This window comes from Francisella salina (genome assembly GCF_000219045.1).
Taxonomy (GTDB): Bacteria; Pseudomonadota; Gammaproteobacteria; order Francisellales; family Francisellaceae; genus Francisella; species Francisella salimarina.
The window spans coordinates 1,673,029-1,698,594 of the sequence record NC_015696.1; the positions used below are offsets into that span (position 1 = coordinate 1,673,029).

Below are 25,566 nucleotides of genomic sequence, written 5' to 3' on the forward strand. Positions count from 1 at the left end.
CATATTAGATTTTTACTTGAATATTTTTAGAATTAAGAATGATTTTAATTTAATATATATTTAGAGATCCTCTTTAGGGTTAGATTCATCAGATGTATCTGGAACATCCTCATCCGGAGCTGCAGGAGCTATAACCTTACCAACCTCGACATTTGGCTTGTAGCTATCTCCATACTCACCTGGTTCACGTACATCACGTCGTGCCATCAAATCATCTACCTGTAATGCATCTATAGTCTCATATTTCATAAGAGCATCTGCCATAGCGTGAAGGATATCAACATTATCTTCTAATAATTTCTTAGCCTTGTTATAGCTCTTATCAATCAACTTACGTACTTCTGTATCTACTTCACGAATAGTAGAATCTGACATTTTGACAGATTTACCACCACTTCCTCCAAATGGGCCATCATCTTCAACATCATAAAGTATAGTTCCCATAGCATCTGATAAACCCCAACGAGCTACATAGTTACGAGCGATATCTGTAGCAACTTGAATATCATTAGATGCTCCTGTAGTAACATGATCATACCCAAATATAAGCTCTTCTGCGATTCTGCCACCAAAGATACTACATAAACGTCCATGTAAAATAAGTCTACTTTGGCTAACAGTATCACCCTCTGGCATATACATAGTTACACCAAGAGCTCTACCCCTAGGTATAATACTTACCTTATAAACAGGATCATGTTCAGGCATCAGTTTACCAATAATAGCGTGACCAGCTTCATGATATGCAGTAAGCTTCTTCTCTTTCTCAGTCATAGCCATACTTCTTCTTTCTGAGCCCATCAAGATTTTATCTTTAGCCTTTTCGAAATCTGCCATACTAATTTTATCTTTAGACTCTCTTGCAGCAAATAGAGCTGCTTCATTTACAAGGTTAGCAAGCTCAGCACCAGAAAAACCTGGAGTCCCACGAGCTATCCAGTCAGCCCTAACATCATCGCCTAAAGCTACTTTTTTCATATGAACCTTAAGTATAGCTTCACGACCTTTAACCGTAGGTAAACCTACATTTACTTGTCTATCAAATCTACCAGGTCTTAATAATGCCTTATCTAAAACATCTGGCCTATTAGTTGCAGCAATTACTATAACACCTTCATTATCAGCAAAACCATCCATTTCAACAAGCATTTGGTTTAGAGTCTGTTCACGCTCATCATTACCGCCACCCATACCCGAGCCACGATGACGTCCTACAGCATCTATCTCATCAATAAATACCAGACAAGGCGCTTTTTTCTTAGCTTGGTCAAACATGTCGCGTACACGAGATGCACCGACACCAACAAACATCTCTACAAAGTCAGAACCTGAAATTGAGAAAAATGGTACTTTAGCCTCACCAGCTATAGCTCTTGCTAGAAGTGTCTTACCCGTTCCTGGAGGTCCTACCATTAAGACACCTTTTGGAATTTTACCACCAATTTTTTCATATTTTTTTGGCTCGCGTAAGAAATCAACAATCTCAGCTACTTCTTCTTTAGCCTCATCGACACCGGCTACATCTTCCAAAGTTACTTTGATTTCATCTTCGCCTAAAAGCTTAGCTTTACTCTTACCTACAGAGAAAGGCCCTCCCTTACTACCACCACCTGCCTTCATCATCATATAGAGAAAGAAACCAAAGATTAGTAACATAGGTAACCAATTTAACAAGAATGCCAGAAATATATTTGGCTTCTCAGGTGCTTTTGCTTTAATAACAGCTTTGCTATCTTCTAGCTTATTAACCAAGCCTCCATCAAGTAGTGGAGCATAAGTTACAAAGCTTTCACCATCTTCTGTTTTACCAGTAATAGTTCTACCATCGACATCTACTAAACTAATTTTATTATCTTTTAACTTACTAACGAACGATGAATAATTAATACTTTTAGATGAACTATTCGTATCATTGATACCATTGAAAAGCAGTAGCATCCCACCAATGATTAAAATCCAAAAAATAATATTTTTGAGCATATTATTTTTATTATCATTATTTTGTGCCATATATTTATTTTACCTTTTTCTTCCCTATGAAGTTTTAATACTAAAATCCAACTAATACTATAGTAAAAAATTCAATTATTAGCTAGTCATTTTGCCAAATTAACATATTATTAATACAATAATTTTTTTAAGTATTTACCTGTATAAGATTTTTTACATTTGACAATATCTTCTGATGTTCCCTCAAAAATTATCTGTCCGCCTTTACTTCCACCTTCAGGACCCAAATCCACTATCCAATCAGCCATCTTAATAACATCAAGATTATGCTCAATAATTACTACCGTATTACCTCTATCACGCAGATCCATAATTACTTTTAAAAGCTGATGAATATCATAAAAGTGTAGTCCTGTAGTAGGTTCATCTAAAATATATAAAGTTTTGCCTGTTGAGCGTTTTGAAAGCTCTTTAGCTAGTTTAACTCTTTGAGCCTCTCCACCAGATAAGGTAGTCGCGCTTTGGCCTAACTTAATATAAGACAATCCGACACTCATTAAAGCTTCTAATTTAGTCCTGATACTCGGAACAGCATCATAGAATCCTAGAGCATCCTCCACAGTCATCTCTAATACTTCGTATATGTTTTTCCCCTTGTACTGTACAGCTAGAGTTTCACGATTATAACGCTTTCCTTCACAAACATCACAAGCCACATATACATCAGCTAAGAAATGCATCTCAACTTTTATAACACCATCACCTTGACAAGCCTCACATCTACCTCCGCGAACATTGAAGCTAAATCTTCCTGGACTATACCCTCTAGACCTAGACTCCGCTGTAGCTGCAAACAGCTCTCTTATCGGTGTAAAGACACCTGTATATGTAGCTGGATTTGAACGAGGAGTACGTCCTATTGGCGACTGATCAATATCAATAACCTTATCAAAATGATTAAATCCTTTGTGTGATTTATATTCCATAGGTACAAGTGTACTTCTATTTAATAATCTTGATGCTAGAGGATATAATGTTCTATTAATCAAAGTTGATTTACCAGACCCTGATACACCGGTTACACAAGTCAAAACACCAACAGGAACTTTTAAGTTATCACCTTGTAAATTATTGCCAGTTGCTCCGTTTATTTCAATAAAACGATTCTTATAAGCTTTCAGCCTTTTATCTGGCACTTCTATTTTCTTGCGACCACTTAAATAATCAGCAGTCAAAGATTTTTTATTTTTGATAATAGTCTGGTAATTTCCTGATGCAACTACTTCACCACCATGAACACCAGCCTTTGGCCCCATATCAATAACATAATCAGCTTGCCTAATTGCATCTTCATCATGTTCAACAACGATAACCGTATTACCTAAATCTTTAAGATTATGCAATGCATCTAAAAGGCGTTGATTATCTCTCTGATGAAGACCAATAGAAGGTTCATCCAAGATATACATAACGCCAACCAATCCAGCACCAATCTGACTAGCTAAACGAATACGCTGTGCTTCACCACCCGAAAGAGTATCAGCCTGTCTTGAAAGACTTAAATACTCCAAACCAACATTTGCTAAAAATTCAACTCTTAGCTTGATCTCTTTAAGTAAATTCTCTGCAATAACTTTTTGCTGTCCGACAAACTCTAATTCATCAAGCCACTTCAATAAATCATCTATAGATAAAGCGCACACATCTGCTATATTTTTATCTGCTATAAATATGTTTCTAGCATATTCATTAATTCTAGTACCACTACAAGACTTACACTTAAGGTTACTCATAAGCTCATAGAGATCTTTTTTGACCATATCTGAGTCAGACTCATAGTATCTACGCTCAAAATGAGGTATGACTCCCTCAAATGATTTAACTCTAGTTTGTCTACCACCTCTAATTGAATCAACAGTCATCTTAATAGATTCATCACCAGAACCGTACAAGATTATTTCTTGAACTTTCTTAGATAATTTCTCAAAAGGCTCATCTAATAAAAATTTATAATGCTCAGCCAAGGATTCTAATTGTGAATAGTAGTATTGATTTGTTTTATTCCACTTAACAATTGCTCCATGCTTAAGCGAAATTGCAGGGTCTATTATTACTTTCTTCTCATCAAAGAATTCTTTGACCCCCAGACCATCACAACTACTACAAGCCCCTAATGGACTATTAAATGAAAAGATTCTTGGAGATAGCTCTTTGAGAGCATAATCACACAACGGACAAGCATGCTTTGATGAGAATAAGATATCTTCAGCATTTTCGTTAGTCATATCTGCTAATTTGACGATACCATTACCAAGATCTAAAGCGGTCTCTATAGACTCTGCAATTCTTTGCTCATTGTCTTTCTTAGGCTTAAATCTATCAACTACAACATCTATATTATGTTTCTTATAGCGATCTAACTCTGGATAATCCTCATCTAGATTAAAAAAATCACCATTTATACGAACGCGGATATAACCCTGTGCTAATATTTTATCTAACAAAGTATGGTGAGTACCTTTCTTCTGAGAAATGATCGGAGCAAGTATCATTAACCGAGCTTTCTCATCAAACTCTAAAATTTTATCAACCATCTGGCTAACTGTCTGTGCTTTAAGCTCAATATGATGTACTGGACATTTAGCAGTTCCAGCCCTAGCAAAGAAGACTCTCAGATAGTCATATATTTCTGTAACGGTCCCAACTGTAGATCTTGGGTTGTGAGATGTCGTTTTCTGATCAATTGAGATAGCCGGCGAAAGGCCCTCTATATGCTCAACATCCGGCTTATCCATCATTGATAAAAACTGCCTAGCATAAGAAGACAATGATTCGACATAGCGTCTTTGGCCTTCTGCATATAGCGTATCAAATGCTAATGATGATTTACCAGAACCACTCAAACCTGTAATAACAGTAAGCTTGTCTCTAGGTATCTCAACATCAATATTTCTTAAGTTATGGGTTTTTGCACCCTTAATGATAATTTTTTTCATAAAGAATTTTAGAGAAATATCCGTTGAATTTTAGATTATTTGTATTCTACTTCTAAGATTTCGTAAGTGACTTTACCTTTAGGCGTATCCAAGGTAACTTCATCGCCTTCTTCTTTTTTAATTAAAGCGCGTGCCAAAGGTGCAATAACAGATATTTTATGATTATCTATATCTGCTTCATCCTCACCAACTATCTGATATGTAGTTTCTTCTTCCGTATCAATATTCATAATTGTAACTGTAGCTCCAAATATAACCATACCATTGGCTTGAAGCTTTGTTACATCAATAACTTGAGCATTAGATAGTTTTGATTCTATATCTTTAATTCTACCTTCTATAATACCTTGTCTCTCTCTAGCAGCATGATATTCAGCATTCTCTTTAAGATCTCCATGATCACGAGCTTCTGCTATAGCTTCAATAATCGCAGGTCTTTCAGTTTTTTTTAGTCTATTTAGCTCTGCTCTTAATGCCTCTTCTCCTACTGGAGTCATAGGTACTCTATCATTTGTCATTATTTATTCTCTCCTTTTAATAACACAAATCAAACTATTCACAAGTAAATGCCCCACCACCATCTCTCGTAGGACTATCAGTATAAACTACTCTACCGACCAAGTTAATAACTAATGCTGCTTGATAATTATTATTTCTATCACAATATGTAATATTACCGTTACCTGTAGCCATAAAACCGTTAGGCGCAATTCTCACAAAACTAGAATCTCCTGCTAAATTTATATATATATGCTCACCATGGCCTCTTGGCAAATTTGCTATTATATCATCCTCAGCACTATATATTCCTGTACCATCATCACTCTCGAAGGCGACTACTGGGTTATCATTCCATTGATCAGAATTATCACCTCTTAGACAGCTAAAAGTATTACGATCAAGCTTACCATCATTAAAACTTACTTCAGCATCAGCTGCACAAACAATTACAGTCTTACCATCTGAACGAGCTTTGATAACACCATACTCAATAAGTTTTTGTAAATTAGTTAATCTAGTTTCGGCAAATGTTTTATAGTAAAAAGAAAAGGAACTAATTGCTGCCATCATCAATATAGTCATAATGACAATAACAACCATTGTCTCAACTAAAGAAAAGCCTTTTTTCTTACTAACAAACATTATTTATTTTTTACCTTTGCTATAAGCCATTTAGTTGACTCATCAAGATTCTGATACTCATCAGAAGAATCATCGCTCATTGCCTTTAAAATATTTTTACCAAGTTTTTTACCTAGTTCAACACCCCACTGGTCGTAACTATTCACATCCCACAGTGCTCCTTGAACAAATATCTTGTGCTCGTATAAAGCAACAAGAGCCCCAAGAGCATATGGGCTAAGCTCATCAAGTATAATAGTAGTACTTGGCCTATTCCCTGGAATTACTTTGTGAGGAGCTATCTTTTTTGCCTGCTGTTCACTTAGACCAGAATTTAAGAGCTCATTATAAACCATATCGTAAGATTGTCCAAACATTAGTGCTTGTGACTGAGCAAAACAATTAGCTAGTAAAGCCTGTTGATGATTATCATATCTATGATGGCTTGTAGCCACAGCTATAAAATCAACAGGAATAAAAACATTACCTTGGTGTAAAAGTTGATGAAAAGCATGTTGCCCATTTGTGCCGACACCACCCCATAACACCACGCCAGTCTGATAATTAACCGTTTCTCCAGCAAGATTCACAGATTTACCATTACTCTCCATATCAGCTTGTTGAAGATAGTCCACAAAATAACAGAGCCTTTCATCATAAGGAAGTAATGCTTGTGACTGACTAGCATAAGCACATGAATAGTAACTGGCTAACAATCCCATAATTACAGGAATATTTTTATCAAAGCTTGTTTCTCTAAAGTGCTTATCTACAGAGTATGCACCAGCCAACAGCTTCTCAAAATTATCATAGCCAATTGCAAAAGCTATCGACATACCAATTGATGACCATAATGAATAGCGTCCACCAACCCAATCCCACATCTTGTAGCAGTGTTCAAGATCTATGCCAAACTCTTCTACTTTATCTAATTTACTAGATATAGCTATAAAGTGATTAGCTACAGCCTTTTCATCTTCATAATGATCCAGCAACCACTCTCTAGCAGATATGGAATTTAAAAGAGTCTCCTCTGTCGAAAATGATTTAGATGCCACAATAAACAAAGTAGTCTCAGGATCAACAACATGTAAAGCTTGTAATAATGAATCCGCATCAACATTTGAAACAAAATGAACTTTTAGAGCTGTACAGTGATATGGTTGCAGCGCTCTAACAACCATTTTTGGCCCTAAATCTGAACCTCCAATACCGATATTTACAATATCCGTAATTTTTTTACCCGAAAAGCCCTTCCACTCTCCTGATGTTACTTTTTCAACAAGAGCTTTTACACGTTGCGTCTCTTCATTGACTTCTTTGCGAATATCCTGTCCATCTATGACTAGTGGAGAATTAGATAAATCACGTAACGCAGTATGCAAAACAGATCTATTCTCTGTAGAGTTGATTTTTTCTCCCGTGAACATCTGCAAAATCTTATTTTTAAGGTTAGACTGATCAGCTGCTTCTATAAGAGATTTTAATATAGCATCATTAACAAGATTTTTTGAATAATCAAAGTAAATACCTTCAAGCTTCAAAGATAATTTTTCAACTCTATGATCATCTACTGTGAACTCTTGTTTCAAGTTTACATTCTGTTGTTTTAGTCCCTTTCTAGAATTATTACAAAATGTCATTTAATCTATCCTTATATTTTGCATGCGATATAAATAATAAAATATCTCCATCTGAGTAAGATATTTCCACCCTATCTTCAATAGCATAGTTTCTTGCACCTGTACCAGTATCTATACTCAAGGTCTCACCAGATAAGGGATACCTGAGACCATTATAGTATATATTTTCTGCATATCCAAAAGGCATAACTGAAAACATCTTACCAAGCACACCGCCTATACTATACTTCTTAGGTATAAAAAAATATCTAGAGTAAGTATCTATAAACTCAATATCTAATCTTCGCATATAGTTTTTAGCAATACTAATATTGCATAAAAAATGATCCATTTCTCCCTCTGATGCTCCAAAGACATAAACCTTTGTAACACCCAAAGAGATAATATATTCTAAAGATTTTTCAAAATCTGTAGAGTACTGATCCTTATCAATAAGAAATAGCTCATCATCTAGAACAGCGAATGAATCAAAGTCACCTATAACTTTTTTAACTTTTGGACTTAAACAAGCAGATTCACTAATCTTTTTGTAAGCACCATCTGCACAAAATATATCGTAATTATTTAAAATATCTCTAATGTACTTTTCACAAAAAGACAAATTGATACTACCATTTAGAAACAGTATAGCTTCAGACATCTCTTTATATCTACTAAAAAAATAATAGTAAATTATAGCTTAATAGAACGAAAATAAAGAGCTTTAAGATTGATAATTAGGTGGTTCTTTCGTAATTGTAACGTTATGTACATGAGATTCTTTGAACCCAGCACCTGTAATTTGAACAAAAGTTGGCTCTGTACGCATAGTCTGAATATCCTTTGAACCAGTATACCCCATACTAGATCTTAATCCACCTATTAACTGATGTATAACTGCAGCAAGATGCCCTTTGTAAGGCACTCTACCTTCGACACCTTCTGGAACAAATTTTTTAGCATCAGTATTACCCTGGAAGTATCTATCAGAAGAGCCTTGTTCCATAGCACCTAGAGATCCCATACCTCGATATGACTTATAAGAACGTCCTTGGAAAAGTTCCACCTCACCAGGAGACTCTTCAGTACCACCAAAAAGACCACCAATCATAACCACTGAAGCTCCAGCTACTATGGCCTTTGCTATATCTCCAGAGAATTTGATACCACCATCCGCAATAACTGGAACTCCTGTACCTTCTAAAGCTTCAGCAACATTTGATATCGCAGTAATCTGTGGCACACCAACACCAGCAACAATCCTTGTTGTACATATTGAACCTGGGCCTATACCCACTTTAACAGCATCAGCACCAGCTTTAACAAGATCCTTCGCAGCTTCTGCTGTAGCAATATTCCCACCTACAACCTCAATTTTTGGATAATTCTCTTTGACCCAATTAACCATATCAAGTACACCTTGAGAATGGCCATGAGCTGTATCAACAACAATTATATCAACGCCCTCTGCTGCTAATGCCGTGACACGTTCCTTAGTGTCAGCCGCTGTGCCAACTGCAGCACCAACCCTCAAACGACCAAGCGAATCCTTACAAGCATTAGGCTTATTTTGTGATCTTTCAATATCTTTTGTAGTTATCAAACCAACTAGTTCGCCTTGCTCATTTACTACAAGTAACTTTTCTATCTTGTGCTCATGAAGTTTTTTCTTGATTGCACCTTGAGAAGCATCTTCAGCTACTGTTACTAACTGATCTTTAGGTGTCATTATAGAACTCACTGGCTCATCTAAATCTTTTGCAAATCTAAAGTCACGCTTAGTTACAATACCTATAATCTTATGAGTATCATCAACGACTGGAAAACCAGAGAAATTATGTTCTTTTGCAAGCTGCATGACATCTTTGATTGAGCTCTCTTGTTTTATGGTAATTGGATCAATCACCATCCCATTCTCAAATCTCTTAACTTTTTTAACTTCTTGAGCTTGAGCCTGTATAGACATATTTTTGTGTATAATTCCAATCCCACCTTCTTGAGCTATAGCTATAGCAAGGCGTGACTCAGTAACAGTATCCATAGCTGCAGATACTAAAGGGATATTTAATTGAATATTCCTAGTAATATTTGTTTTCAAATCTACCTGATGTGGAAGTACGTTCGAATATCTAGGTGAAAGCAATACATCATCAAAAGTGATCGCTTGTTGAGTAATTCTTAGCATTTTTAATCTCCGTAATTAAAATCTAAAAGAGGTGATATTTAATTACAGAAGTATTCTACCATACTAGAAAAAATATACTAGTCTAATGATTTAAATCCTAATATAATCCAGGTTATACTGAGCTACCAACCTAATTATTTATATGCACTCACAAAAACTAAAAGAAGATGCTATAAAATTCTTTTTCATGCCTACTATAATTGGCACGTTAATATTTATCTCCATATTTTTGATAAAAAAAATCCTTATACAGTAGCTCTTCTAATGGCTAACTTTATTATTTTTTTAATCATGCTTTTATTATTTTTATTCAAGAAAATAGAATTCTTTTTTGAAAATATCAAGATAAAAACACTAATTACAATTATATTTTTAATAATATACTCTATCGCACATTTGTTTGCTGAAAAAACCGTCAACATTATCATATATAACAGCACAGGCTTCCTTAGTGATAATTTCATTATTACTAAAGGCTTTCTTGTATTTTTATATAGCATCTTTTTTACTTCTTTACCATTCTATGCTTTATCATTACTAACTATCTTACTTACATCGTTAGGTATACCAACAATATTAGAACAAAAAAACAAAAGAAATCTTCAAAAAATAAAGGATTTTACTGTCTCTATAGTTATCCTACTAGGGTCTTTAAGCATCATCTTTGGCTATATCCTATTAATTGAAAAAATTAGTAGCTACATGACCAATAACAACATAAAAAATATCACTATTTTCTTAGATTTCTCAAGAGAAATAGAAGGATATAAAACACCTTTAACAGAAAGTTTAATATTGAAAAATGGCGATATACTAGTATATACTGCCATCGATGGCAAAATTCATAAAAGAAAGATTTTACAAAACGATAATAGAAAATATTAAATGCCTTTTACTTAGACTGAGATAATAAATAATGTATAAGTAATGGTACTGGTCTACCAGATGCTTTGCAATTTGCAAAATCTCCCATTGCCGATCCAGCGATATCAAGATGAGCCCACTCATAATCTTCTGTAAACTTTGATAAGAACAACCCTGCAACTATAGAGCCTGCTGATCTATCGCGACCACAATTATCCATATCAGCAACTTTACTTTCTAACTTTTTAAAGTATGGCTTATGCAAAGGCAGTCTCCATACTAAATCATTAGAGACATCGGCTGCTTGCTGAAGACTGTTGGCAAGTTTATCGCTATTAGCAAACATTCCAGAAAACGCATCTCCTAAAGAGATAATCATAGCACCTGTCAGAGTTGCCATATTAATAACTGCTTTTGGATTATATTTACCAATATAAGTTAAAGTATCACAAAGCACTAGACGACCTTCTGCATCTGTATTACTTACCTCTACCGTTATACCTTTCATACTCTTAAGTACATCACCTGGTCTATATGATCTAGCATCTACAGCATTTTCTGCAAGCCCCATAACACCAACAACGTTAATAGGAAGGTTCAGCATTGCTAGAGCTTTCATTGTACCCATAACAGCAGCAGCTCCACCCATATCCATTTTCATAGAATCCATTCCAGCAGCAGGCTTAATACAGATACCTCCATTATCAAACACCAAACCTTTACCAACAAGTACTATCGGGGCCTGATCTTCATCACCGCCATTATACTCCATACATACAGTATAATTAGACATATCTGAACCACGACCCACAGCTAATGCGCAGCCCATTCCAAGCTCTGCCATAGCATCCTGATCTAAGTAATTAAGATTAAATGTTTCATATTTAGATGTTAAATCTCTAGCTTCATTCAACATATAATCTGTATTACAAATATTTGCTGGAAGATTCTGCAAATCCTTGGCATAATTTTGGCCACACGCAATTGCTGAACCAACCTTAGCAGACTCTTCCAAATCTTGATTTCCTGAATATACTAATTCGATTTGCTCTAATGAAAAATTCTCTTTTTTAGATTTTAATTGATCAAAAACATAGGTTTCAGAAATCAATGCTCTAATGGTGTCTAAAGTAAACTGCTTCTCATTATAATTTGCAAAGATATAATCTATATTTACAGAAACCTCTTTTATGTTTAATTTTTTAAGCTGTTCGGCTATCTTTGCAATAATTTTATCGTATTCTGAAGCTATAAAATCTTGTCTAAGCCCAAGACCTAGCAGAACTACAACTTTATCACCATGTAGTAAAGGAAGAACCTCACCAGACTCAGCTTTAAAAACTTTTTTATCTAGTAAAGACTTTGAATTTGGACATTTTGTTCCTTCAACAAGTTTCTTAAGGTTTTCTTGAGCAACAATCAACACTTCAGCGGACAAAGTCGACTGATTATTTACAACAATTTTCATTAGAGATCCTGTATTTTTTGTAACATATTTTCAAACATAATATCAAAAAACGACATTTATCGCATTAAATTTAAAACCTAGTTATTCTTATTTACTGACTTTTGCTTATAAAAAATATAGAATTGCTACTAGCATAATTATTATATAAATATAGTGGCATACTTTGATTCTAGAAAAATATTACAACAAAGACATAGTTAATACATTCACATCTATTACTCTTTTTATAATATCTATTGTGTCTGCCAATTTACTTATTCGACTTTTTCAGCAGGCCTATTCACAGGGTCTTGGAATTGACTCTATTATAAAATTTGTAATATTAACAATACCTGGAAATGTAAGTCTTGTCGCGCCTATCGCAATATTTTTAGCTATTGTGATTTGTTTTGGTAAGTACTTTGCAAACAATGAAATGTTTGTAACGCTTGCCGGCGGTGTCACATGGATGCAAATTGTCAAAAACACTATGAAGCCTGTATATGCTTTAACCTTTATAACATTTTTGACAGTAATGTATATTAATCCGTTATCTAAACAGACGCAGGACATCTATCAAGCATCACTGACTGCAAAAGCACTACTATCATCAATAACAGATGACAAGATAATTAAAACTACTGATGGAAAAGTCATATATATAAAAAGTAAATCAGGGAACACGCTTAAAGACGTTTTCTTATATATGGGTACAGATAATAGTGATGAATACAAAGTTGTAACAGCACCTATAGCAAAGGTTATAACAGATAAAGGTGCAGCATACGTAGACTTCCACGATGCTCATATTTATACAAAAGAACCTAAAACATACGAACACTCTTATGACACTGCTAAGAATGCCATATACACTATTTTTGACACTTCTGACCGTGATTACAATCACGATAAAGTTGATAGGCTATACATGCACACATTAATAGAAAATTTTTCTGATAGTGACAACGGAACAGTTTCACGTGGGGAACTTTTTGGTCGTATCAACAACTCTATTTCTGTAATTGTAGCATCATTGTTGGCTCTTGCTCTTTGTCGATTAAGACCAAGACAAAATAAATATGCTAAACTGCTGCCCTCTGTTGTTGTTCTGGCCGTATACTTATGTAGTAATATGTTTGTTAACACTCTTATGGTTGGTGGTAAATTACCAATCTGGATAGGCTGCTGGCTTCCACATATCTTTTTTATAATTTATGCTATTAGAACAATAAGAAAAGATAATGGATCATCTAAAAAGGAAAAGTAAATGTTTTTAAACCGTATTGATCGTTACATTTTTAAAACAGTATTTAGCAGTTTTCTTGTTGTAAGTTTGATCTTTTGTATTTTATTTTTTATTTTCACATATCTAGCACAGGTAAGTAATAATGATACAGGCGCAAGTAACATAGAGCTTATTATAGTAACTATATATCAGTTACCAGGAATCTTATACACATTACTTCCTGCTTGTGCTATGGTGGGAGCACTAATGGGACTTAGCTTACTTGCAAACAACTCCGAAATAATAGTATTAAGATCTTTTGGTCGCTCTACTGCTCAAATTGCAAAAGGGGTAGTATTAGTCGGTATAATTGGCTCTATCATCACAATGGTTTTTGGTGGCTATATAGCTCCAGTATTACAAAAGCTTGCTGACTCAAACACCGTTGCATATAACACTCACGACTTGTGGCTCAAAACTTCTGACGGGTTTATGAATATCTCAAATATAGATCCTAATGGAGGAAAAGCATTCGGAATAAGAAAGTTTATAACCAGTGATAACCAAGTGCAACAGGTTAGATATGCAAAAAAAGCTGAATACGTAAATGATGCGACAGCAAATGTGTTTGATGTAAGTGTTGTAACATTCCCCAACAGCAATGCCAAACATATAAATGTCAAAGAAAATGTTTATAAAGCTATCTGGTCTAATCCAATACCAATATCTGTAGCTAAAGTTATTACCATCAACGATAATGACTATCTAAACTTTACTCAGTTAACTAAATATATGCTTTCCAATAGTCAGGCAAAGGACTCTATATCACTAAAATTTTGGCAAGAAATTTTTCAGCCTATAGCTTTAATGGTATTAATACTACTTTCTGTGCCTTTAAGTATAGGATCCACAAGATCATCAACCCTAATACTCAAACTACTTTTAGGAGCATTTTTTGGATTCGCATTTTTTATTATTAACCAAATATTTGGCCCAATTGCACTGATTCTGCACTTACCAACGATAATTGGTGCTGCAGGACCTACGGTTGTTGCATTAATATTACTAATTTATCTATTTATAAAATCTAAAGAAACATAAAATAATATATGAGCATTAACAAATATTCCTTAAACAATGATTTAAATATATACATTAAAAAAGATTTGAGAGCTCCCGTCACTCTTGCACAGATTTGGTATAAAGTAGGTTCTACATACGAACCCACTAAACTAACTGGCATATCTCATATGCTTGAACACATGATGTTTAAAGGTACTAACAAATACTCCAAAGATGAGCTTAATAGTATAGTGGAGAATAATGGAGGTGTACAAAATGCATTCACAGGTTTTGATTATACTGCTTACTACCAATTTTGGCATAAAAAAAATCTAGAACTAAGCCTATCTATTGAGTCATCAAGAATGTCTAACCTACTCTTTGATGAAAATGAATTTATCCCTGAAAGAAAAGTTGTACTCGAAGAAAGAAATCTACGTGTGGATGACAAAGCATTTAGCTACGCCTTTGAACAATTTATGAGACTTGCATATCAAAATAATTCACGACACACTCCAATAATTGGTTGGCGTGAAGATATTGAAAATTACACTCTTAATGATCTAAAAAAGTGGTATCAACAAAATTACGCCCCAAATAACGCTAGTATTGTTCTTGTAGGTGATATTGATGAATCATCGGCTACACCTATGATAAAGGATTACTTCGGCGGTATTCCTAAATCTAAATTAATTAATATAGAAAAAGAGCCAAGCTTAATAAATATTGGCTATAGACACTCAAAAGTACAGAAATCACCAAATGATACAGATGCTGCGATATTAGGATACATAACACCCTCGCTAACAACTGATTATCATGATAATGATCCTTTTGCCTTAATGATCCTAAATAATATTATTGGTAGTGCTGATGCATCAGTATTACAACAAGAGCTTGTTAGAGATAAAAATCTATGTTGTCATATTGATAGCGAATACTCTCCCTTCATAAAAGGTGAGGATCTTTTTATGATTACAGCTATAGCAAACCACAACCAAAGCTTAGATGAAATCCAAAATGAAATAGAGAATTCAATTATAAAGCTAAAAAGCAATGGTATAACCCAAGAGCAACTTGATAGAGCAAAAGTAACTATAAAAGCTGATAAAGTGTTTGCTATGGATTCTCTTGAAACTCAAGCAAATTTAATAGGTTCTCTTGCCAGTATAAATCTAGATGTTGACTACTATAAGTATCTTGAGAAACTTTATGATGTTTCAACTAGTGATGTTAACCGTGTACTAGACAGATATTTTGACAAATCAAACCTTACATCTCTTCACTTATTAAAGGATTAAAAATTATGATCCATAAATTTGATATAAATAATACAACAATATATTTCCAAGAATCTCCAAGTTTACCAATGATTGATATACAGCTTAACTTTAGAGCTGGATCTGCATTTGATGGTGAATTGAATGGTTTAGCTGATTTGGCAGTAGGAATGTTTGCTACAAAGACTAAGAAATCTAATGAGCAAGAACTTATAAATAAAATAACTGATAATGGAATATCTATACATTCAGAAACTACTAAAGAATTTTTTAATATAAAAATTCGCTTGTTAAATGATAATAATATTATTAGCAATACTATTAATATATTAGAAGAAGTTTTTACTATTCCAGACTTTGATCCTGATATATTAGAAAGAGAAAAAATTCAGACTCTTACTCATATTGACTATTTATATCAACAGCCCAATTACCTAGCATCACTTGAATTTTCAAAGCATATTTTTGCAAATAACCCTTATAGTAAGCCAACAATTGGCTACAAAGAAACTATCAAAAAAATATCTCAAAAAGATATTCAAGATTTCTTTGGTGAAAATATTTGTGCGAATAATGCTAATATTTGTGTAGTTGGTGCTATAGATAAATCTCAGGCTGAAAGTATTTCTCAAAAAATAATTAGCCTTCTACCAAAAGGTAAAAAAAATACGCAAAAATTTGCTCAACAAAAAAACAATATCGAAATAGTTAAAAACAAATTTCCAAGTAAACAAACTGCAATACTAGTTGGTCATCAATTATTACTCGAAATTAACGATCCATTATACTTCCCTCTAAAACTAGGAAATGAGATACTTGGTGGCGGCGGTTTAAACTCTTTGCTTTTCAATAAAGTTCGTGAAGAGCTTGGATTAGTTTATAATATCTCAAGCACAGCTAATATTAATCCTGATTATGGTAGCTTTGTAATATCTGCTCAAACAAGCAATCCAAATCTTGCCTTAGAAACTATAAATAGTGTCTATAGTAATTTCATCAACTCTACTATAGATGAACAAACTCTAACAAACTCTAAAAAGCATATTGAAGGCACACATTTATTAAGCTGTGTAAAAAATAGCTCTAAGCTAAATATGCTATCTTCAATCGCAAATAAAAATCTGCCTTTAGATTTTTTTGATACTTATGTTGAGCATATCAATAATGTTACTGCTACACAAATTTACGATGCTTACCAAGCTATACAAGAAAATAACATAATCACAGTAATGGTTGGAGATATCGAATAAGTGAAGACAAATACTATTCGTATAATATCTGGAAAATACAAAAATCGAAGACTAAAATTTCCCAATGTGAATGGCTTACGTCCAACTTCTGATCAGCTTAAAGAAACTATCTTTAATTGGTTAGCTCCATATATACATGATAGCATTTGCATTGATGCTTTTGCTGGTAGTGGCAGCCTAGGTATAGAAAGCATATCAAGAGGTGCTTCAAAAGCCATATTCTATGAACTTAATTTTAAAGCTTTGCAGCAAATCAAAGAAAATATTAATACATTAGAAATACAGAATTATGAAATATATAAAACCGATAGCATAAAAGCCCTTGCAAATTTTGATCCTTGCAATTCTAGGCTAATTATATTTTTAGACCCTCCATTCAATAAAAACATTACTCCAAAAGCTCTAGAGTCAATATTAAAAAATCAAAATATTCCTAATGAAACATTGATTTATGTAGAAACTGAAAAAACAGCTACATATAAACTTGATGGTTTTGATATATTAAAAGAAAAAACCACAAGTACTCTATCCGCCAAACTTCTACGTAAAAAATAAGTCTTTATATATTTAGACTTTTAAATAGCTCAATTATGCTACAATTTGTGAATATATTTTTAGTAGTACTTATCCTCCATTATGCGTATAACTCTCAAACATCTGAAAGTTTTTATTGAAGTCGCAAAAGCTGAATCTATCAGCGAAGGTGCCAAGTCATGTTTTATATCACAATCTGCAGCTAGTATTAGTTTAGGTCAGTTAGAAAAAATCCTTGAAATAAAGCTTTTTGACCGTAATAAAAATGGTCTAAGCCTAAATAGTGACGGTAAAGCCCTATTTAAGAAAGCTATTGAAATCATAGAAAAATCAAATGAGTTTGAATTATTTAATAAATCCAATGAAAACCTACAAGGTGACATTTCTGTAGCTGCAAACTCTGTGATAGCAACTTATGTACTGCCAAAACTACTTTATAAATTCCAGACAGAATACCCAAACATAAAGATTAATATTATTAGTGATAACCTTGATAAAACTTTCGCTAATATTGAAAATGAAATATGTGAAATAGGCTTTGTCGAGGGACGTGTTCTTTTACATGAAATGAAATCAGAAGAAATCATTATAAAAAAGTCTGAACTCAAAATAATCTGCAATAAAAACCACCCACTTGCAAAGTATGACTCTGTTAACATTGATGATGTTTTTGGATATAAATGGGCATATTATCATGACACTTTTACAACGCGAGATATTCTTATAACCAAGATAGATAAAAACTCAAATATCATGAGGAAATGGGCTGGTGACTACGATGTTAAAGAGAACATTGTTCTAGGAGATATAGTTTTTACAAAAAATGGTGACATGATAAAAGAAAGTACAAACTCTTTCATTGATGATGATTTCTATCTACCGAATATTGAAGCTGTTAAAGTATATGTCGCAAACAGCGATTTTCTTGCAACTGTACCTAATGTAAGCCTTAGTGAGATAGACAATAACTCACTAAAGGTTATTAATGTAAAAAATATTGTAATGACAAGAAATCATCGAATTATATTGAAGAAAAATAAGCACCACACGAAAATTGTTAAACTATTTTGTGATTGGTTGCAGAAACAAGAATACTAGTCTAGTCACAGAAAGTATCAGCTAAAGTAAATACTTCATCAAGAACAGTCACAGCTATATCCAGTTCTTCCTTACTAATTGTTAGTGGCGGCCCAACAAATATATGATTCCATCTTACAAAAGAGTGTAAACCTAGCTCTTTGAATTTACCTGCAATCTTAGTTGTAATACTAACATCTTTAGCATTATAAGGAACTAATGGTTCTTTTGTTTCTCTATTTTTGACAAGCTCAAAACAACCTAATAGACCTTTTGACCTATAATCACCAATACATTTATGCTTAACTTTTAGCTCCTCTGCTTTTTCACCGAAGTATGCAGACATTTTATTTACATTATCAAGTATATTTAGTCTTTCATATTCATTAATAGTCGCAAGACCCGCTGCACAAGATACTGGATGACCACTATATGTAGCACCTAGTACAAAAGCTGTTTCTTGAAATTTAGCCATAATCTTTTCAGAAAGCATACAACAGCCTAATGGTAAATATGATGATGTAATACCTTTTGCCATGGTTACGATATCTGGCACGATATCATAGTTCATAAAACCAAACCATTTGCCAGTACGGCAGAAGCCACTCATTACTTCATCAACGATTAGTAAAATACCGTACTTATCACATAACTCTCTTACACCTTCCATGTAGCCTTCTGGATATAAATAGCAACCAGATGTACCACTTACACCTTCGAGCATAATCGCAGCAACATTTTCAGCAGCTTCGTAATTAATTACTCTTTCTAAGTGCTTTAAAGCTTCTTCTGTTTGTTTCTTAGGGTTTTCATTATAGATGCCATCATAAGTAGATGGTATTTCAAAATGAACAACACCAGGTATACCATCTGCATCATGAGGAAGTTTTCTAGGATCACCGCCTAATGTCATAGTAGCATAACTACCACCATGAAAAGATCTATACCTTGTTAGTATTTTCTGTTTACCTGAATATGCTCTAGCAGCCTTGATTGCAGCTTCATTTGCACTAGCTCCACACAGTGTAAAGTAGGCTTTATTCAAATCACCTGGTAAAAGCTCTGCTAGTTTTTTTGCTAACTCACCTTTAACTTTAGTAGCATGAACAGGTGCAGGAAAAGCAATTGCCTTCATTTGCTCTGTTACAGCATTAATCACAGCTTCATTACCATGACCAAGGTTTACGCTAATTAAACCAGCCGTAAAGTCTAAAATCTTTTTACCATCATAATCATATATGAAAGAACCTTCTCCCCTTTCGATACATGCAGGATTTAAACCACCTTGTTTCACCCAAGTAAAAACATTATGATCAATATTATTCTGTTTAATTTGTTCTCTAACACTCATATCTCTCTCCTAAAAAATACAATATAATTTTTGTTTAAATACATTAGCCTAAGTAAATATTAGCTCATCCAATCTTTCTTATGCTTAGCATTCCATTTTGTTGTAATTTTCTTAGTTTGAGTCCAGAAATCTACCGGTTGAGATCCTGTAATATCAGAAACACCAAATTTAGAGTCTTTCCAACCACCAAATCCAAATGGTTCTCTCGGAACTGGTACACCAATATTCACACCACACATACCAGCTGTTAACCTATCAATAACATAAGTCGCAGCTTCACCATCTTGAGTATAGACAGATGCACCATTCCCATATATAGATGAGTTTTGAATCTTGATAGCCTCTTCAATATTTTTAACTCTAATAATAGTTACAACTGGACCAAAAATCTCATCACAAGACCATGGCTGACCAAACTCTGCACCATCGATAATAGTCGGGTTCACATAGTAACCACCCTCTTTACCTTCAACTACAGCATTTCTACCATCTAGTAAAATCTTACATCCAGCATCTTTTGCTTTAGTAATGTAGTTTTCTATTCTATCTTTAGATTCTTTTGTTATGATTGCACCAAGATTTACACCAACTTGTACATCCTTAGCTTTCTCCACAACTTTTTCAATAATATGATCAACATCACCAACTGCTATTAGTAATGATGCTGCCATACACCTTTGACCTGCACATCCCGTGAAAGATGCCACAATATCGCTTGATGCCATATCAGGATCAGCATCTGGTAATAACAATAAATTGTTTTTAGCACCTCCCAAAGCAATACATCTTTTGCCTGACTTAGCTGATCTCTCATATACGATCTTCGCTACAGGACTAGATCCAACAAATGATACTGCTTTAATATCTGCGTGATCACAAATACCCTCTACAATATCTCTATCACCTTGAACAATATTAAACACACCATCAGGTAAACCAGCTTGCTTTAATAGTTCAGCAGCTCTTATACAAGATAATGGTACTCTTTCAGAAGGTTTAACAATCATTGCATTACCTAAAACTAGAGCCATTGGAATAGTCCAATGAGGAACCATAACCGGAAAGTTTAATGGTACAATACTTGCAACAACACCTAAAGGAGTTCTTTGCTCTTTACATTCGATACCTGTACTAATAACTTGTCTTCTATCACCTAGCGTTTGAGGGATAGATACTGCAAGCTCACAAAGCTCCATAGCTTTTGCTATTTCTGCAGCACCTTCTGCAACTGTTTTACCATTCTCTTCAGCACAAAGCTTTGCTAGTGCTTCAAAATTTTCTTCCAAAAGCTGTCTGTATTTAAAAAATACCTGAGCTCTTGTCTTAAACGTAGTGTTTCCCCAAGCTTCTTGAGCCTCTTTAGCTATATTCACAGCATTGTTTAAATCTTCAACAGATGAACAAGTCATCTTGGCAATTACTTCACCAGTTTGAGGATTATCTATATCAATAACTATAGTTCCTGTTGGCTTAACTTGTTGACCATTTATAAAATTATTTGCTTGATATTTCATCATACTTTCCTCTTAGTTTTAATTTTTCTTATAATGTTTAAATAAAATGTTTTGTTACTGAAACTTATCTGCATTAGATACTTAAAAGAAAGCAAATAATAAATCAGTTTTATTTCATAATCACTTAGGAGTAGGCATAAAGCAAATTGATTTTTCTAATAGCCCGTATTTAAAAAATTAATTATCTTTAAACTTACGAATAAACCATAATCTTTAAATAAATACTTATTATGTTAGATATTTTGATAACTGCATAACAAATTTGAGGTTTTATATTTATATGCAAAAAAGTATTAGTTTGATTAGTTTAATCGGTATAGGGATTACTTCTTTAATAGGCTCAAGCTGGCTATTTACTGCCGAATATAGTACAAAAATAGCAGGTTATGCATCTATAGTTTCTTGGATTATTGCAGCAATAATCACTTTTGTAATTGCTCTATCCTTTATGGAGTTTAGTACACTTTTCTCAACGAATGGTGCTTCATCAAAAGTTCCAACCATTATATATGGTCCTATGACTGGATTTATATTTGCAGTATTTACTTGGCTTTCTTATATGATGTTTGTTCCCATAGAAAGCCATGCTATTATTCAATATTTAGCGGTATATTTCCCAACACTGCTAAAAAATCAAATTCATCACATGATAGCAGGTATAATTATTGTGGCACTTTCCTGTTTACTAAACTTCTTATCAATAAGCTTGATATCTCGTATAAACAGCTATTTCACTATACTAAAAATTATCATCCCAATATTTGTGGCTTTATTTATAGTGATTTTTTGCCTTAGTACTCCAGAACAAGCTACACACTATGTCGGCGATAGCTCACCACATATACTAACTTGGAAATGGTCAGAGATTTTCACAGCTATCACAATGGGTGGTATTGCATTCTCATTTATTGGTTTTAAAACGATTATAGAAATAGCTGGCGAAGCCCATAACCCCAAAAGCACCATTCCATTATCAATAATTCTAGTGATTTTAATATCTTTAATAATTTTCCTTCTAGTGCAAATCGCTTACTTCTACTCTGCTAAGAATTTTGATAATGTCTACGTTGGAACAAATGAGCTTGGAGCATTTGGTGTAGTTGCTTCAAATATAGGTTCAAGACTCCTAAGTACTATCTTATATTTTTCAGCTCTAACATTTCCATTTATATGTGGTGTTATGTATCTACGAGTTTCTGTCGAGTCATTGAATGTCCTAATAACAGAAAATATCTTACTGCAAGATGCCACAAAAAATAGAAAAGGCATGAAAACCTATATGTTAATTAGCTTTATCATTTCTTTATTTATTTTCTTTATATTTGACAACTGGGCAGAAGTATCTACATTTATTGCAGCACTTATGGCTATTACATACCTAATTGGCCCACTAGCCACTATGAACCTTAGAAAATCAATACCAGATGTAAATAGAGCATACAAACTAAAAGCTGCAGATGTCACTTGCTTCTTATCATTCTATTTCTCTAGTATTATTATCTTCTTTAGTGGCTGGAATACCATTGTTAATATTGTTATCTTTGCAATTATTTGTAGCACTATATTTATCATAATAGAAAAAACCCGAGTAAAAAGTCATAAGCTTCATTTTCTAAAGAGTTTATGGTTCTTTCTACATATTATATGCATAACTATTATATCTTTTTGCTATAACACCTACCCAGAATATTTTTCTTTAGTCTTAACTTTATTACTAATTTTTATATTTTCTCTTGTAACTTATATTTATGCTCTTAGCTCAAACCTGTCCATAGAAGAAATAAAAATAAGTTATACCAACCTAATAACAAAAAACCATTTAAATTCTAAAAATAATCTCTAAAATATATGCCAACTCTAGCTTCAGGAAATGAATCATGTATCACGTTGGAATATCAGGACCTTATATTTTTACAGTGATGTTTCTTATAGGAATAATTGCTGAAAGTATGACAGGTGTTATATCTTCGTCTCGAAGAAATATGGATGCTTTTGGAGTTGTAGCAATCGCTTTAACAACTGCTTTAGGTGGCGGTGTAGTCAGAGACCTAATCTTAGGTAATCTTCCTGTAACGATTATCCTCCACCCTTATTACATTGTTATATGTTTATTTTTCTCAATTATTGCTATCTTTACACAAAAATACATTAATAAGTTCTATAAAATATTTTTGATATTAGATTCAATTGGTCTTATTGCTTTTGCTTACATAGGTAGTAGCATTGCACACCAGATTTGTACTGAAGTATTTAATATGCAGTTCTTTAGTGTTTTTATAGTTGGTGTTGTTATAGCTATACTTAACGGCGTTGCTGGAGGTATCATGCGTGATATGATCTGTAATGATATCCCAGTTGCTTTTACAGCAGAGCTATACGCTTCAGTAGCAGCAGTTGTAGGAGGAATGAACATTATTTTCATATACCTAAATGTAAACCTATATATAAGTGCTGCAATAATTATAGGTTTTGGTCTGACAATAAGAATTATGTCAATAATATATAAATGGAAATTACCGATAATCTAGTAAAGTTAATAATCTATACCTAGATACCGCTATGAAATCTAAACTCTGAATCTGAAGATAATATAAGATCCTTTTCTATTTCACCTATTCTTTTGATATCTTCGCCAATATCTGTAGAAGAATATTTTTCTGCAAAATGCAGATATATCGTAAAATGTCTTTTTTCTGACTCTAATAATCCACTATAAAACTTCTGTAACTCAGAATCTAAATATGGAGCAACTTTTGCAAACCTTTCGCAAGAACGAGCTTCTATATATGCCCCAATTATCAAAGCATCAATAAAGCGTCCTTCTTTATCTGTCCTAGCGGCCTTGATTAATTGACTAGCATATCTAGATGCTGATATGGCTTTGTATTGAATATCTCGCTTTTTCATAATACGCAACACCTGCTCAAAGTGTACCAATTCTTCTCTAGCGATCTTAGACATTCTAGTTACCAGTTCATATTTGTCAGGGTGTCTATAAATATATGTCATAGCTGAAGATGCTGCTTTCATCTCACAGTGAGCATGATCTACAAGCATAAGCTCTATATTTACTAATGCTTTCTGTATCCATTGATCAGGCGTTTCACATAACAAAAAATTCTCAATGGTTGCAAAATTCGCGTACTGTTGCTTCATGATAATTTATAAATTTACTTTTTGCAGTATTATAAAAAAATTGCTTAATATATTCTATTTAAAATTATTAAGAGTAGAATGTTTATATGAGTAAATCTGAATATTTAAAGTTATGAGTAATATAAATATAGCTAATAAACGCGTGGCTAGAGACGAAGTGCTTTATCACATAGGATTAAGTGAAGAGATGATAAATAGTGCAGAAATCGCAATTCTTCCTGGAGATCCTAAAAGGTCAGAGCCTTTAGCAAGGATGTTAGATAAAAATGCTAAGTTTCTTGCTACTAATAGAGAATATACATCGTATTTGGCTAAAGTAGCTGGCAGAAATACTGTCATCATATCAACAGGTATGGGTGGTCCTTCAACAGCAATATGTATCGAAGAACTAGCTATGATAGGAATCAAAAAACTAATACGTGTGGGAACATGTGGTGCTATTCAAGAAAATATTGATTTTGGTGATTTGATATTAACCACTGCTTCTGTTCGTCTAGATGGAACTTCATATCATTATGCACCAATAGAGTATCCTGCGGTTGCTGACTTTAAGTTAAATAGTTCTTTATACAACTCAGCAAAATCATTAGATATAAATATTCACTGTGGAATTACAGGATCTTCTGACACCTTTTACCCAGGCCAAGAAAGAAGAGATAGCTATAGCGGTTATGTAAGAAAACATTTTAGAGAATCTCTAGATGAATGGAGAAAATTAAACGTTCTTAATCTAGAAATGGAGTCTTCTGCTTTGCTTACAGTATGTGCCACTTTTGGCTTGCAAGCCAGCTGTATATGTACAGTTCTAGCAAAGAGAACAACTTCAGAATCAGTCAATAAAAGCAGATATGATGAAGGTATGCAAAACATAATATCAATCATAAAACACTCAATTGAGAATAATTTTGAAAACTAAGGAAAAATAAACACT

The 25,566-nt window shown here is 33.5% G+C and carries 21 protein-coding genes; 10 read left to right on the forward strand and 11 right to left on the reverse strand.

The features are described 5' to 3' along the window. Nucleotides 1-60: 60 nt before the first annotated feature. From ftsH to guaB, 7 genes are all read right to left on the reverse strand, one after another. Nucleotides 61-2,010 carry an ATP-dependent zinc metalloprotease FtsH gene (ftsH, locus tag F7308_RS08235; RefSeq protein ID WP_013923405.1) on the reverse strand — a complete coding sequence of 650 codons (1,950 nt, stop codon included), beginning with the start codon at nucleotides 2,008-2,010 and terminating at the stop codon, nucleotides 61-63. A 110-nt stretch (nucleotides 2,011-2,120) separates the two neighbouring features. Continuing rightward, nucleotides 2,121-4,946: an excinuclease ABC subunit UvrA gene (uvrA, locus tag F7308_RS08240; RefSeq protein ID WP_013923406.1), complete on the reverse strand. Its 2,826-nt coding sequence runs from the start codon at nucleotides 4,944-4,946 to the stop codon at nucleotides 2,121-2,123. A gap of 35 nt (nucleotides 4,947-4,981) precedes the next feature. Further along, nucleotides 4,982-5,464: a transcription elongation factor GreA gene (gene greA / locus F7308_RS08245; RefSeq protein ID WP_013923407.1), complete on the reverse strand. Its 483-nt coding sequence runs from the start codon at nucleotides 5,462-5,464 to the stop codon at nucleotides 4,982-4,984. A 34-nt stretch (nucleotides 5,465-5,498) separates the two neighbouring features. After that, nucleotides 5,499-6,089: a GspH/FimT family pseudopilin gene (locus tag F7308_RS08250; protein ID WP_013923408.1), complete on the reverse strand. Its 591-nt coding sequence runs from the start codon at nucleotides 6,087-6,089 to the stop codon at nucleotides 5,499-5,501. Beyond that, nucleotides 6,089-7,711, reverse strand: a complete 1,623-nt coding sequence (gene pgi / locus F7308_RS08255) for a glucose-6-phosphate isomerase (protein WP_013923409.1) — start codon at nucleotides 7,709-7,711, stop codon at nucleotides 6,089-6,091. The genes F7308_RS08250 and pgi overlap by 1 nt, the downstream gene beginning before the upstream one ends. Then, the gene (locus F7308_RS08260) at nucleotides 7,698-8,351 is read right to left on the reverse strand and encodes a thiamine diphosphokinase (protein WP_013923410.1); all 654 of its coding nucleotides are present in this window, start codon (nucleotides 8,349-8,351) and stop codon (nucleotides 7,698-7,700) included. Before F7308_RS08260 ends, pgi begins: the two co-directional genes overlap by 14 nt. 63 nt (nucleotides 8,352-8,414) lie before the next feature. Continuing rightward, the gene (gene guaB, locus F7308_RS08265; protein ID WP_013923411.1) at nucleotides 8,415-9,875 is read right to left on the reverse strand and encodes an IMP dehydrogenase; all 1,461 of its coding nucleotides are present in this window, start codon (nucleotides 9,873-9,875) and stop codon (nucleotides 8,415-8,417) included. Nucleotides 9,876-10,139: 264 nt separating this feature from the next. Between guaB and F7308_RS08270 the strand changes: the two genes are divergently transcribed. After that, nucleotides 10,140-10,760: a hypothetical protein gene (locus F7308_RS08270; protein ID WP_013923412.1), complete on the forward strand. Its 621-nt coding sequence runs from the start codon at nucleotides 10,140-10,142 to the stop codon at nucleotides 10,758-10,760. Nucleotides 10,761-10,767: 7 nt separating this feature from the next. Here F7308_RS08270 and F7308_RS08275 read toward each other — a convergent pair whose 3' ends face one another. Then, complete coding sequence (locus F7308_RS08275; RefSeq protein ID WP_013923413.1) at nucleotides 10,768-12,207, reverse strand: leucyl aminopeptidase; 1,440 nt, start codon at nucleotides 12,205-12,207, stop codon at nucleotides 10,768-10,770. A gap of 163 nt (nucleotides 12,208-12,370) precedes the next feature. On the opposite strand from F7308_RS08275, the gene lptF reads away from it, so the two are divergent. The 6 genes from lptF (at nucleotide 12,371) to F7308_RS08305 (ending at nucleotide 18,635) form a co-directional block, all read left to right on the forward strand. Next, complete coding sequence (lptF, locus tag F7308_RS08280; RefSeq protein ID WP_041263800.1) at nucleotides 12,371-13,453, forward strand: LPS export ABC transporter permease LptF; 1,083 nt, start codon at nucleotides 12,371-12,373, stop codon at nucleotides 13,451-13,453. Then, nucleotides 13,454-14,512 carry an LPS export ABC transporter permease LptG gene (lptG, locus tag F7308_RS08285; RefSeq protein ID WP_013923416.1) on the forward strand — a complete coding sequence of 353 codons (1,059 nt, stop codon included), beginning with the start codon at nucleotides 13,454-13,456 and terminating at the stop codon, nucleotides 14,510-14,512. 8 nt (nucleotides 14,513-14,520) lie between these two features. Then, the gene (locus F7308_RS08290) at nucleotides 14,521-15,774 is read left to right on the forward strand and encodes a M16 family metallopeptidase (protein WP_041263802.1); all 1,254 of its coding nucleotides are present in this window, start codon (nucleotides 14,521-14,523) and stop codon (nucleotides 15,772-15,774) included. A gap of 5 nt (nucleotides 15,775-15,779) precedes the next feature. Beyond that, nucleotides 15,780-17,003 carry a M16 family metallopeptidase gene (locus tag F7308_RS08295; RefSeq protein WP_013923418.1) on the forward strand — a complete coding sequence of 408 codons (1,224 nt, stop codon included), beginning with the start codon at nucleotides 15,780-15,782 and terminating at the stop codon, nucleotides 17,001-17,003. After that, nucleotides 17,004-17,558 carry a 16S rRNA (guanine(966)-N(2))-methyltransferase RsmD gene (gene rsmD / locus F7308_RS08300; protein WP_013923419.1) on the forward strand — a complete coding sequence of 185 codons (555 nt, stop codon included), beginning with the start codon at nucleotides 17,004-17,006 and terminating at the stop codon, nucleotides 17,556-17,558. Between the two features lie 81 nt (nucleotides 17,559-17,639). After that, complete coding sequence (locus tag F7308_RS08305; RefSeq protein ID WP_013923420.1) at nucleotides 17,640-18,635, forward strand: LysR family transcriptional regulator; 996 nt, start codon at nucleotides 17,640-17,642, stop codon at nucleotides 18,633-18,635. Between the two features lies 1 nt (nucleotide 18,636). On the opposite strand, the gene F7308_RS08310 is transcribed toward F7308_RS08305, so the two are convergent. Beyond that, a complete protein-coding gene (locus tag F7308_RS08310) occupies nucleotides 18,637-19,965 on the reverse strand; it encodes an aminotransferase class III-fold pyridoxal phosphate-dependent enzyme (protein WP_013923421.1) in 1,329 nt (442 codons plus the stop codon). A gap of 59 nt (nucleotides 19,966-20,024) precedes the next feature. Further along, nucleotides 20,025-21,482 (reverse strand): CoA-acylating methylmalonate-semialdehyde dehydrogenase, encoded by a 1,458-nt coding sequence (locus F7308_RS08315; RefSeq protein WP_198006046.1) that lies wholly within the window; start codon nucleotides 21,480-21,482, stop codon nucleotides 20,025-20,027. A 277-nt stretch (nucleotides 21,483-21,759) separates the two neighbouring features. On the opposite strand from F7308_RS08315, the gene F7308_RS08320 reads away from it, so the two are divergent. Together F7308_RS08320 and F7308_RS08325 are read left to right on the forward strand one after the other, a co-directional pair. Continuing rightward, nucleotides 21,760-23,322 carry an APC family permease gene (locus tag F7308_RS08320; protein ID WP_041263803.1) on the forward strand — a complete coding sequence of 521 codons (1,563 nt, stop codon included), beginning with the start codon at nucleotides 21,760-21,762 and terminating at the stop codon, nucleotides 23,320-23,322. A 34-nt stretch (nucleotides 23,323-23,356) separates the two neighbouring features. Further along, entirely contained in the window at nucleotides 23,357-24,007 is a 651-nt protein-coding gene (locus F7308_RS08325) for a trimeric intracellular cation channel family protein (RefSeq protein ID WP_013923425.1), read from the forward strand. Between the two features lie 19 nt (nucleotides 24,008-24,026). Here F7308_RS08325 and miaE read toward each other — a convergent pair whose 3' ends face one another. Further along, nucleotides 24,027-24,638, reverse strand: coding sequence for a tRNA-(ms[2]io[6]A)-hydroxylase (gene miaE / locus F7308_RS08330; protein WP_198006064.1), 612 nt, complete (start codon nucleotides 24,636-24,638; stop codon nucleotides 24,027-24,029). Nucleotides 24,639-24,747: 109 nt separating this feature from the next. On the opposite strand from miaE, the gene udp reads away from it, so the two are divergent. Then, nucleotides 24,748-25,551: a uridine phosphorylase gene (gene udp / locus F7308_RS08335; protein WP_041263805.1), complete on the forward strand. Its 804-nt coding sequence runs from the start codon at nucleotides 24,748-24,750 to the stop codon at nucleotides 25,549-25,551. Nucleotides 25,552-25,566 lie beyond the last annotated feature (15 nt).